Source organism: Roseovarius nitratireducens (assembly GCF_002925845.1).
Classification (GTDB): domain Bacteria; phylum Pseudomonadota; class Alphaproteobacteria; order Rhodobacterales; family Rhodobacteraceae; genus Roseovarius; species Roseovarius nitratireducens.
On the sequence record NZ_PDNI01000089.1, the window covers coordinates 25,523 to 37,776 of the forward strand.

Genomic DNA, 12,254 nt, shown 5'->3' on the forward strand with positions numbered 1-12,254 from the left:
CCCCATCGCTTACGATGACGAAGGCCACATAGATAAAGCCCAGCCATGTCGACACGTAGGTAAAATCGCTGACCCAGAGCAGGTTCGGTGCAGGTGCCCGGAACTGGCGGTTTACCTTGTCACGCGGACAGGGGGCTGACGTGTCAGGGATTGTTGTCTTGATCACCTTTCCGCGCACGGCGCCACGGATGCCGATCTGTTTCATCAAGCGTTCCACGGTGCATCGCGCCAGTTCAAAGCCCTCGCGCTTCAGCTGATGCCACTCCTTGCGGATACCATAGACCTGATAATTTTCGTCCCAGACCCGTGTGATTTCCGGACGCAGTTCCGTATCCCGCTGCTACCGTACCGAGGCCTTGGAAGGGTCAGCGAGGCACGCCAGGCGATGGTAGTATGTCGACGGCGCGATCGGCAGAACCCTGCAGATCGACTCGACGCCGTAGACAACACGCTGATCTTCAATGAAGGCGATCATCGCTTCAGTGGGCGGTCGAGGTCCGCCTGCGCAAAATACGCGCTTGCCTTGCGCAGGATCTCATTGGCCTGGCGCAGCTCCCGGTTTTCACGTTCAAGCGCCTTGATCCGGTCCCGTTCCTCCGTCGTCACGCCGTCGCGCATGCCGCTATCTTTCTCGGCCTGCATGACCCAACCGCGAAGAGTCTGGGGTATACAGCCAATCTTGGGTGCAATGGCCGCGATCGCGCCCGCCTGCGTTTCGTAGGAGCCTTGATGCTCGAACACCATCCGGACCGCACGCGCGCGGACCTCAGGCGAGTAGCGATTTGTCATTTTGCTTTTTGTCATAACCATCATCCTTACTTAAGTTGACGGTCTCCGACAAAGCCGGGGCGATTGAACAGCAGCGCCGAACGTCCCCCTGACACTCCAGTCAGCGAAGTGGTCGCAAATTCACCCCTCGTTACTTCCATCTTGATGGCTTTGACACCGCCACGTATTGAAAAACTATGGGCATCGGCTACAGATTTTCTCTCCCGGACAACTCGCCATTGCCGCTACGCGACCAGATTTGCGAGGTTGTCAGCGAGGCTGTCGCGTCACATTCGATTGCCACGGGTGAAGCGCTACCGTCCTGCCGCGAGCTTTCCGCGGAGCTCAAGGTCTCCCGCAACACCGTCTTCGAGGCCTATGCAAGGCTCATCGATCTCGCCATTCTCATCTCGAAGGACAGAAGCGGTTATTACGTCAATCCCGATTACGTGGCGCAGCTTCCGGCGGATACCGCCTCGCCGGAGTGCGAACCGGCTGTCATCGCCGAGGCCCGTCTGCCCGAAGCGGGCGCGCGACCGTCCGATCTTCGCAAAGTTGCGCATCCGCCGGACTGGAGCAGCCACCCCTATCCCTTCATCTACAATCAGATCGACCCGCGGATTTTCCCGATCCAGCGCTGGCGCGAATGCACGCGGCTCGCACTGAACGTCGGCCGCCTGCCGGTATGGAGCGGGGACTCGGACGGATCGGATAGCGACCACCTCATCGAGCAATTACAGAAGCGGCTACTCAGCTACCGCGGGTTGCGCGCCGGGAAGAATGAAATACTGATTACCTCGGGGTCGCAGAACGCGCTTTTTATCCTCGGCCTGCTCTTTGCCGACCAAGCCGGTGCTGTCGCCATGGAGGATCCGGGCTATCCGGAGGCGCGCAACGCATTTGCCCTTTCCGGCAACGAGGTCATAGGCGTTCCTGTCGATGCGGATGGGCTGGATATCGTCGCCATCCCGGAGCGCTGCAAGGTGGTCTATGTCACGGCAAGCCATCACTTCCCCTCGGCGGTCACAATGCCGCTGGAGCGCCGCCGGAAACTTCTGGAAATGGCACATGCGCGGCAGATGATCATCATCGAAGACGATTACGAAGCAGAAATGAATTTCGAGCGAGACCTGCTGCCGCCACTGCGTGTGTTAGATAGAGAGGGCAGTGTCGCCTATTGCGGCAGCCTGTCGAAGATCCTGTCGCCGGGGTTGCGGCTTGGCTTCATGGTCGCGCATCCGGAGATCATCCGCGAGGCCAAGGCCGTGCGGCGGGCGATGCTGCGCCATCCGCCGACCGTCCTGCAGGACACGATGGCGAATTTCATGGCGCTCGGGTATCTTGATGCACACCTGCGGAAACTGCGCAGGCGCTACCGGATGCGCTGGACCACGATGCGGCAGGCAGTTGCACGCCATTTGCCCGATTTCGCCCTTGGTCAATCCCACGGCGGAACCAGCCTGTGGATTGACGGGCCGCCGGAGCTGGATACCGACCTGCTTGAAGAAAACCTGAAAGAGCGCGGCGTCCTGTTCGACAACGGCGCCGTCTTCTTCATTGATCCCAGGCAGGGACGCGGCAAGTTTCGGCTTGGCTTCGCATCGATTCCGCTCAGATCCATTGAGCCCGGCGTCGAGATCATCGGCGAGGAAATCGCCAGATTGATCTAGGTGACCGAACTGCCTCATCTGTCCTTTCTTTTTTTCGGAACTGTCCCTTACGACTTGGAAACATCTTTCTTAATCCTGTCTCAACCGCTCCCGTGCCGGGGCGATCACGCAGGATCAAGAAAGGACACTAATCATGGATGGAACGAATGCGTCAGGCGCCATGCCTGTCACCTGGTCGACCGTGGACATCATCGCCAAGCGCGACCGTTACTATTCCGCCTCGCAGCGCAAGTTCGTACCTTACGACAAACCACTGATCCTGAAGCGGGGCGAGATGCAATATGTCTGGGACGAACAGGGCAACAGGCTGATCGACCTTCTCGGCATGAATCTTTGCATCAGCGTCGGCCACGCCCACCCGGCCGTGGTTGAGGCTGTGAAAGAGCAGGTCTCGCAGCTGACCCATTGCACGACCATGTTCTATCACCCGGTGCCGGCGCATTTCGCCGAGGAATTGGCCGCGACCATGCCGGAGGGACATGACTGGGTCGTACATTTCACCAACTCCGGCACGGAGGCCATCGATCTCGCCATGATGATGGCGCGGGCCTCGACTGGAAATCACGATATCGTCGCCCTGCGGAATTCCTATCATGGCGCGACCTACGGCGCGCAGGCCGTCACCGGTGTGAAGAACTTCCGCCACAATATCGGCGAGCTGTCGAACATCACCTTCGCCACCGATCCCAACCAATACCGCGGCGTATTCGGCTCCGGCACGCAGCCCTACCTCGACGATCTCGACCACACTATCGACTACACGACCTCCGGCGCGCTGGCCGGGATGGTGATCGAACCGGTGCAGGGCTATGGCGGCATTCTCGAGATGCCCGAAGGCTACATCAAGGGCGCCGCCGAGCGCATTCGTGGTGCGGGCGGTCTGATGATCATCGATGAGGTGCAATCGGGCTTCGGTAAGACCGGCAAATCGCTTTGGTGCTTCGATGCGCACGACACGGTGCCGGATATCTGCGTGATGGCGAAGGGGATCGGCAACGGTATCCCGCTGGGCGCGGTCGTGGCCAAACGCGAAGTCGCTGAGGCAATGGCGGGCAAGTTCCTGTTCCACACCTACGGTGCCAACCCGGTCGCCTGCGCCGCCGGCCGTGCGGTGCTGCGCGTGATCGAGGAGGAGGGCATGATCGAAAACGCCCACGTCGTCGGCGCGGAACTTCACAAAGGCCTGCGGAAACTGATGGACCGCTACGAGATCATCGGTGACGTGCGCGGCACCGGTTTCATGCAGGCCATCGAGCTGGTCAAGGACCGCGAGACGAAGGAGCCCGCGCCGGAGGAGACGGCCTATGTCTTCGAGCGCACGCGCGAGCACGGTATCGTGCTGTCGAAATCGGGCAACTTCAAGAACGTGCTGCGGATGGTGCCGCCGCTTTGCGTGGCGATGCATGACGTGGAGTTGATCCTCGACGCCTACGATAAGAGCTTCGCCGACCTCTACCGCAACCGAAACGCCTGATGCCGCCATATCGAGGGGGGCGCCGAGCCTGTGCGCCTCGTCCGGAATCGGACCCTGAAGACTGGAACACCAAGAAATGACTGATGCAAATGTCCTGATTATCGGTGGCGGCGCGATGGGCGTATCCCTGATGTACCACCTCGCGAAATCGGGCTGGTCGGATGTTTTCCTGACCGAGAAGAACGACCTCACCCATGGCTCGACCTGGCACGCCGCCGGGCTTTGCACGCTTTATGCTCATAACCGGACGATACAGGCGCTGCGGGCGACGTCGGTACGGCTCTACCGGGATATCCTGCCCGAGGAGACGGGGCAGGGTTGCGGCTTCCACCCCTCCGGCGCCATGCGCATTACCTCCGTGCCTGACAGGATGGCGGAGTTTTCCCATGTCGCAGGACTCAGCAAATTCACCGGCCACGAGTTGCGGTTGCTCACGCCCGAAGAGGTGACGGAACTCTACCCGCTGGCCTCGGGCGGCGGCATCCTTGGCGGCATCTATGAGCCCGATGACGGGCATGTCGACCCGAGCCTTGTCACCAACGCCATGGCCAGTGTCGCACGACAGCATGGCGCGACGATCATGCGGCAGAACCCGGTCAGGTCGATCCGCCGTGAGGGCACGGTTTGGGTTGTCGAAACCGAGAAGGTGACGATCCGCACCCGTCACATCGTCAATGCCGCCGGCACGTGGGGGTGGGAAGTCGGCGGCATGATGGGGCTCAATATCCCGTCGGTGCCGATGCTCCATCAGTACCTCGTCACCGATACCGTGCCAGATATAGCTGACCGCATGAAGCAGGGGCTTCCGGAACTGCCGATGATCCGCGACCCGGATGAAAGCTGGTACGTGCGACAGGAGCGCGACGGGCTGATCCTCGGGCCGTATGAAAAACAGGGGCTCCCCTGGTCGATCGACGGCTGCCCGCCGGAGTTCGGGGCCGAGCTTATGCCGCCCGATCTCGAGCGGATCGAGGATATCGTGATGGCGGCGATGGAACGGGTTCCGGCCCTGGCATCGGGCGGCATCAAATCGATCGTCAACGGCCCGATCACCTTTACGCCAGACGCCAGCCCCCTGATTGGGCCGGCGCACGGGCTGACGAACGCCTGGCTGCTTACCGGCTCTTCCATGGGGGTGATGGAGGGCGGCGGGGCAGGGTGGTTCCTCGCCCACTGGATGACACATGGCGCCCCGCCGATGGACCCGCTCGCGGTGGACCCCCGCCGTTTCGGGGCATGGGCCGATCGCGATTACCGGGTCGAAAAGGCCGTCGAGGCCTTCGGAGAACAGTTCGGCATCCACTACCCGCACGAGGAACGCAAGGTCGGCCGCGGCAAGCGCCTTTCGGCCATTCACGATCAGATGCTTGAACGTGGTGCGGTGATGGGTACAGCATATGGGTGGGAACGTCCCAACTGGTTCTCCACGTACCCCGGCAACGAGGCCGAGAACGGGTTCCAGCGCGTGAACTGGTTCAGCCCAGTCGCTCGCGAATGTGCGGTCGTGGCAAGCCGCGTGGGGCTGGCCGACCTGTCGCCCTTCTCGAAGTTCGACGTGACCGGGCCGGACGCGCAGACCTTCGTCGACGCGCTCGGCACGAACCGCGCACCGGCCGTTGGCCGCATCGGCCTGACCTATGCACTGACCCCTGAGGGCGGAGTTCTATCGGAATTCACCGTCAGCACGCTTTCGGAGGAACATTTTTACCTCACCTGCGCGGCTGCGGCCGAGGAGATGGGTGGTGACCTGATGCGCGCGCGCACCGATGGGTTCGACGTGACAATCACCAACGTCACGGACAACCTCGGCGCCGTCGGGTTGATGGGGCCAAAAGCGCGCGATGTGTTGAGCGCGCTGACCGATCACGACCTTTCGGAAGATTTTCCCTGGCTTTCGGTGCGCCGGATCGAAGTCGCGGGCATCGAATTGCGGGCATTGCGGGTTTCCTATGTCGGCGAACTCGGCTGGGAACTGCACGCGCCGAAAAATGACTTGCCTGCTCTCTTCCTTGCGCTGGAGGAGGCAGGCAAGCCACACGGGCTGGGCTTCTTCGGTGCCTACGCGATGAACGCGATGAGGCTCGAGAAGGGTTACCGGGCCTGGGGCAGCGACCTGATCACCGAGCGCACGCCGATTGAGGCCGGGATGGGGTTCCTAGTGAAGCCGGATAACCGGGAATATGTCGGCAAGGACGCGCTTCTTACCCGCATGAGATCCAATGACCGATGGGAGATGGTGCTGCTGGAAATCGACAGTGGGGAGGTCGATCCGTTTCACGGCCACTCGGTCCATCGCGACGGCGAAACCGTCGGCATCGTGACGTCGGGCGGATGGGGGCCCCGGACGGCGCGGGCACTGGGCCTCGCCTATCTGCGGCAGCGGGACGTTCGGGAACGCCTGGAGGTCGAGATCCTTGGCCGGTCCTGCCCCGCCCGCGTTCTGAAGGCGCCGCCCTACGACCCGACAGGCGAACGAATGAAGGCGTAGCGACACGGTCATGGATGACACGGAAACACCGGGCGCAGGCGCCTGGCCGGCAGGCCGCGGTTCGGGGCCACCAACAAGGAGGAAAGCAAAATGAAAGCGATGATTAAGCTGACAAGCGCGATACCCCTCGCCTTCACAGGCCCGGCGGTGGCCGCGGATCTGGTGATCGGCCAGCCCAACTGGCCGTCGGCAAACGCGACCGCGCATATCCTGAAAGTGGCGATCGAGCAGTATCTCGGCCTGGAGGTCGAGCTTCAGAACGGCACCAACCCGATCATCTTCGAAGCGATGCATTCGGGGGCGATGGACGTGCATCCCGAGGTCTGGATGCCCAATCAGAAAAACCTGCATGACACCTATGTCAAGGACAAGGGCAGCGTGGTGATGAACCCCAACGGGGTCGAGTCCTTCCAGGGCATGTGCGTCGACCAGGCCACCGCCGACGAGCACGGGATCACCGCGATTGAGGACCTGACCGATCCCGACATTGCGGCGCTCTTCGACAGCGATGGCGACGGCATTGGCGAAATCTGGATCGGCGCGCCCGGCTGGAACTCGACCAATGTCGAACGGGTCCGCGCCAGATCCTACGGTTACAACCAGACCTTCGAGTTGGTCGCCACCGACGAAACGGTAGCCTATGCCGAGCTGGACAACGCCATCAAGACGGGCGAGCCTTGGGCGGGTTTCTGCTACACGCCGCATTACGTTTTTGCCCTGCATGACATGCAGGTTCTGCAGGAGCCGCCCCACGACCCGGACAAGTGGAACGTGCTCCAGCCCACCGATGATCCCGACTGGCTGGCGAAATCGGACGTCACGACGGCTTGGGACAAGGCCTACCTCCATGTCTACTACGCCAGGGCGCTGGAAAGCAGCCATCCGAACGTGGCCGCTCTGCTGTCGAATGTGAAGTTCGACACCCAGACCGTTACCGACATGACCTATGCGCTCGTTATCGACGGGAAAGAACCCCTCGCCTACGCTGAGGAATGGGTCGCGGCGAACGAGGACGCGGTTCTGGGCTGGATGACCGAGTGACCGGCCCGTACCGAGCCGCCACCTGACTAGCGAGGGGTCGCGCCGGGCATGTGCGGGCCGCCTCTTGCGCCATGAAGGACGTATCATGAGCGAAGAGACTGTAATCAGGGTCAAGGATGTCTGGAAGATCTTCGGCGCCCGGGCGCGGGACGCGATGCGGGCGGTCAAGGACGAGGGGCTGGGCAAGCCGGAGGTGCTCGAGCGCTTCGGCTGCGTGGTCGGCGTTCAAGGGGCCAGCTTCGAGGTGCCGAGGGGCGAGATCTTCTGCATCATGGGGCTGTCAGGCTCGGGCAAGTCGACGCTTGTGCGTCACGTCAACCGGCTGATCGAACCGACCGCCGGCACGATCGAGATCCTCGGACGGGATGTCTCAGCCATCTCCGAAAACGAACTCCGCCGCATCCGCGCCCAGCAGATCGGCATGGTCTTCCAGCACATAGCGCTGATGCCGCACCGCTCGGTGCACGACAACGTCGCCTATCCGCTGGAGATCCGGAAAGTGTCGAAGTCGAAACGCTGGGCGATCTCGGATCACGCGCTGGGGCTGGTGGACCTGACCGGCTACGAAGACCGGCTGCCCACCGAACTCTCGGGCGGCATGCAGCAGCGGGTGGGCATCGCCCGCGCGCTGGCCTCGGACCCCGAGATCCTGCTGATGGACGAGCCCTTCTCGGCGCTCGACCCGCTCATCCGCCTGCAGCTGCAGGACCAGTTCAAGTCGCTGGTAGCGCAGCTGAAGAAGACCACCCTCTTCATCACCCACGACCTCGACGAGGCAATCCGCATCGGCCACCGCATCGCCATCATGAAGGACGGGGTGATCGTGCAGATCGGCACGCCGGAGGACATCGTGATGAACCCGGCCGACGATTACGTGCGCGAGTTCGTGCAGGGCATCTCCAAGCTCAAGCTGGTGAAGGCCCATTCGATCATGGAGCCGCTCGACAGTCACAAGGGCTCGCTCGACGGCGCCCCGCGCGCCGATGAGGGCGCCGATCTCGACCAGCTGATCGATCTCTCGGTGGACACCGACCAACCGGTGGTGATCACCGAAGGCGGCACCGATGTGGGTGTCGTGACCAAACCGCGCCTGCTGCGCGGCATCCAGGGGGGCAAAGATGACTGACGCAACCGACTTGAAGGTCACCGCCGCATCGGATATCGAGGTGGATCGCGAGGCGCTCGACGCCTCAATCCGCAAGTTCACCGGACCCAATGGCGACTATTACGTCAGGGCCTTGCACAAGATCCACGACGTCACCGGCTTCGTGCCGCGTACTTTCAACATCTGGGCCGCGGTGCTCGGGCCGATCTGGGCGGCGAGCCGGGCGATCTGGGGGATGTTCTGGGCCTTCCTCATCCTCGAGATCATCGCCTGGGTGCAGATCGGGCGTGGCGCATGGGGCAATCCCGGCGCCGACATGGCCGAGCGCGCCGCGCGCCAGCAGGAGCGCGCCCAGGAACTGATGCAGCGCGCCAACGAGGCCACCGAACAGGCCGATATTGACGGCTTCACCAAGCTGGCCGAGAACATCCAGAAGGCCGCCGATTCCAGTTTCGAAAAGGCCGAGGCCGCGCAGGCCGAGGCGCTGGGGATTATGCTGACGGGCCTCGTCCTGCTGACCGTCTTCAAGCTGATCCAGGGGCTCTATGCCGACCAAGTCTATGAAAAACAGTATTCCCGCTGGCGGATCGACCCCGAGGCCACGGAAAGCGGACGCTCGACGCGCAACATCGTGATGGGCGTGGTGCTGACCCTGCTGATAGGGCCGCTCATCGTCTACAAGTTCACCGTCAACGCCTCGCTCGCCCTGCTCGACGCCTTCCCCGAACAGGAGGTCTCAGCAATGATAATGGGCGAGGGCGCGGGGACGATCTTCTCCAACCTCGCCAGCTGGATGGAGGCCCGGATTGACGCCGCCGCCGCCGCCGGGGGCGACGTGTTTGACGGCATCGTGGCCGGTGTCAGGGGCGTGCTCGATGCGCTAACGCTGGCGCTCAACGGCTCGCCCTGGCCGGTGGTGATGCTTGTGATCGTCGTGACAGCCTGGCGCGTGGCGGGCCCACGCGTGGCGATCTTCACCTCTGCCGCGCTGGCCTACACGGCACTCTTGGGCTACTGGGCCGTGGCGATGGAGACCGTGGCGCTGGTGGGCGCGGCGGTGATCCTCTGCGTGGTGATCGGCATCCCGCTGGGCATCTGGTTCGGAAAGTCACGGCGGGCCTACAACATGGCCGAGCCGGTGCTCGACCTGATGCAGACCCTGCCGGCCTTCGTCTACCTGATCCCGATCATCGCCTTCTTCGGCACCGGCAACCCGCCGGGCATCCTGGCCACGATCATCTTCGGCATGCCGCCGGTGATCCGTCTGACGGCGCTGGGGATGCGCGGCGTACCCGACAGCATCAAGGAGGCCGCCGTCGCCTTCGGTGCCTCCAAGTGGCAGCTCTTGAAGGACGTGGAAACCCCCCTTGCTTTGCCCTCGATTATGACCGGTGTGAACCAGACCATCCTGATGTGCCTCAGCATGGTCGTGATCATCTCCCTGATCGGTGGCGGGGGCCTCGGAAAGGAAATCCTCGAAGCCCTGCAATACGCAGCGAAAGGTCCGGGCCTCCTCGGCGGCTTCGCCATCCTCTTCCTCGCCATGGTCATGGATCGTATCGTCCAAGGTGCCTTCCGAAGAGAAGGCCGGAAAGATTGACAAAAGGCGAGGCCACGCATCCAGAAAAGGAAACTTCCCATGAACATGTCACTCCGCACCTCACACAAACACCGGCATGTCGACATCATCGTCGCTGACGGCTTCGTGCTCTCGGAGCTGGCAAGCATTGCCGACACGCTCCGCATCGCCAACCGGGTCATCGCACGTCAGTTCTTCTCTTGGACGTTTCATTCCAGCCGGGGTGGCGTGATCATGTCGCCGAGCGGGATTTCCGTTGAAACCGATCCCGTCCCGGAGAGGCCCGCGGCGGATATCGTCTTCATGATCGGCAATGTCGATCCGGAGTACGGCGGCGTCAGCCTCGGGCCGATCGTGTCGCGGTACCGGTATGCCGGGGCCCTTGTGCATTTGCTTGCCGAAAGTGCGACGCGGTACATCCGCGAACGCGGTGAGAGAGACGCGCACACGACACATTGGGAAAACCTGCAGGTCATCCGGGAGACGATGTTCGACTGCGGATCCGACCTGGCGCTTGCACGAGAGGAGCGCGGCGTGGTGACCTGCGCCGGCATGGGCGCCACCGTCGATGTCATGCTTGACCTGATCGGGCGCCTTGCGTCTCCCAGCGTCAAGGCCAATGTCGCCGATATCCTGCTGCATGAGCACGTACGCGACCTGTCGACCCTGCAGCCCTTCTCGGGCGCGCGGGTGACCGATACCGGCGACGAGATCGTGAACCGGAGCATCCGCATCATGCAGACCCATATCGAAGACCCGTTGCGGATCAGCGATATCGTGGCGGAACTGGGTATCTCGAGCCGCCGGCTGGAACGCCGTTTCGTCAATGCGCTGAACACGACCCCGCACAACTACTACCGCAGAATCCGCCTGATGACGGCCAAGAACCTCGTGCTCAACACCAACATGAGCCTGTGCGAAATTGGCATGACCTGCGGCTTTCACAGCGGGTTCGCCGCCGTGTTCAAGGGACTGTTCGGCGTGACCCCGGCCATGATGCGCCGCCGAAGCCATCAATTGCGGTCATCGCGTGGGTTTCATGAGATTGCGTGACGAAATCACCATCTTCGCGCGGCGCAGGACATGACAGACTGGTGGGCGGAGACAAGACGGGAGGCGAGGATGACAGTGGTGCCGGCCAAGGCGCGCGTGGTAATCATCGGGGGCGGTGTGGTTGGCTGTTCAGTGGCCTACCACCTGACAAAACTGGGTTGGCAGGATGTTGTTCTGTTTGAGCGCAAGCAGCTGACCAGCGGGACGACGTGGCATGCAGCGGGGCTGATCGCCCAGCTTCGGCCGTCCTCCAACATGACGAGGCTCGCCAAGTATTCGCAGGAGCTCTATGGCACGCTGGAAGAGGAAACCGGAGTCGCCACCGGGTTCCGCCAGCTGGGCGGGATCACCGTGGCGCTGACGGAGGAACGTCGGGAGGAGCTTTTCCGCCAGGCCGGAATGGCCCGGGCCTTCGGCGTGCCGGTCCAGGAAATGACCCGGAGCGAGGTCAAACGGATGTACTCGCATCTGAACGACAAGGACGTCACGGGAGGCATTTTCATTGAAAAGGATGGCCAAGCCGACCCGGCCAATATCGCGCTGGCGCTGGCCAAGGGGGCGCGCAACCGGGGCGCGCGGGTGGCCGAGCGGATGAAGGCGACGGGCATCGCGCGGCAGGGCCGCCGCGTGACCGGCGTGGACTGGCAAGGCGAGGATGGAAGCAGCGGCCATATCGCCTGCGACATGATAGTCAATTGCGCGGGCATGTGGGGCCGAGAGGTGGGGCGCATGGCCGGAACCAACGTGCCGCTGCATGCTTGCGAGCATTTCTATATCGTATCCGAGCCGATCGCGGGTCTGTCGCAGCTTCCGGTCCTGCGGGTGCCGGATGAATGCGCCTATTACAAGGAGGATGCGGGCAAGATGATGCTCGGGGCGTTTGAGCCCAATGCCAAGCCGTGGGGGATGGCGGGCATTCCCGAGAGTTTCGAGTTCGATCAGTTGCCGGAGGATTTCGACCATTTCGAGCCGATCCTCGAGGCGGCCGTCAACCGGATGCCGGTGCTGGCCGAGGCGGGGATTCACACGTTCTTTAACGGTCCCGAAAGCTTTACCCCCGATGATGCCTATCACCT

The 12,254-nt window shown here is 62.6% G+C and carries 8 protein-coding genes, 1 pseudogene and 1 other annotated feature; of the genes and pseudogenes, 8 read left to right on the plus strand and 1 reads right to left on the minus strand.

Annotated features, from left to right (window positions below; all coding sequences use genetic code 11):
- Positions 1–13: 13 nt before the first annotated feature.
- A pseudogene (locus CRJ03_RS19500) lies at positions 14–804 on the minus strand (IS3 family transposase); the annotation flags it as partial.
- Positions 401–517, minus strand: a sequence feature (AL1L pseudoknot). It overlaps the preceding pseudogene by 117 nt.
- Before the next feature lie 161 nt (positions 805–965).
- Here CRJ03_RS19500 and pdxR point away from each other — a divergent pair.
- From pdxR to CRJ03_RS19540, 8 genes are all read left to right on the plus strand, one after another.
- Positions 966–2,438 (plus strand): MocR-like pyridoxine biosynthesis transcription factor PdxR, encoded by a 1,473-nt coding sequence (gene pdxR, locus CRJ03_RS19505; protein WP_104020532.1) that lies wholly within the window; start codon positions 966–968, stop codon positions 2,436–2,438.
- A gap of 133 nt (positions 2,439–2,571) precedes the next feature.
- Positions 2,572–3,912, plus strand: a complete 1,341-nt coding sequence (locus tag CRJ03_RS19510) for an aspartate aminotransferase family protein (RefSeq protein ID WP_104020533.1) — start codon at positions 2,572–2,574, stop codon at positions 3,910–3,912.
- 76 nt (positions 3,913–3,988) lie between these two features.
- On the plus strand, positions 3,989–6,400 hold the full coding sequence (locus CRJ03_RS19515) for a GcvT family protein (protein WP_104020534.1): 2,412 nt from the start codon (positions 3,989–3,991) through the stop codon (positions 6,398–6,400).
- 90 nt (positions 6,401–6,490) lie between these two features.
- Positions 6,491–7,441 carry an ABC transporter substrate-binding protein gene (locus tag CRJ03_RS19520; RefSeq protein ID WP_104020535.1) on the plus strand — a complete coding sequence of 317 codons (951 nt, stop codon included), beginning with the start codon at positions 6,491–6,493 and terminating at the stop codon, positions 7,439–7,441.
- 85 nt (positions 7,442–7,526) lie between these two features.
- Positions 7,527–8,567 carry a quaternary amine ABC transporter ATP-binding protein gene (locus CRJ03_RS19525; protein ID WP_104020536.1) on the plus strand — a complete coding sequence of 347 codons (1,041 nt, stop codon included), beginning with the start codon at positions 7,527–7,529 and terminating at the stop codon, positions 8,565–8,567.
- The gene (locus CRJ03_RS19530) at positions 8,560–10,146 is read left to right on the plus strand and encodes an ABC transporter permease (RefSeq protein WP_104020537.1); all 1,587 of its coding nucleotides are present in this window, start codon (positions 8,560–8,562) and stop codon (positions 10,144–10,146) included. Before CRJ03_RS19525 ends, CRJ03_RS19530 begins: the two co-directional genes overlap by 8 nt.
- Positions 10,147–10,185: 39 nt before the next feature.
- Positions 10,186–11,178: a GlxA family transcriptional regulator gene (locus CRJ03_RS19535; RefSeq protein WP_240611730.1), complete on the plus strand. Its 993-nt coding sequence runs from the start codon at positions 10,186–10,188 to the stop codon at positions 11,176–11,178.
- Between the two features lie 69 nt (positions 11,179–11,247).
- Positions 11,248–12,254, plus strand: a 1,007-nt coding sequence (locus tag CRJ03_RS19540) for an NAD(P)/FAD-dependent oxidoreductase (protein ID WP_129590319.1), incomplete at its 3' end; no start/stop codon positions are given.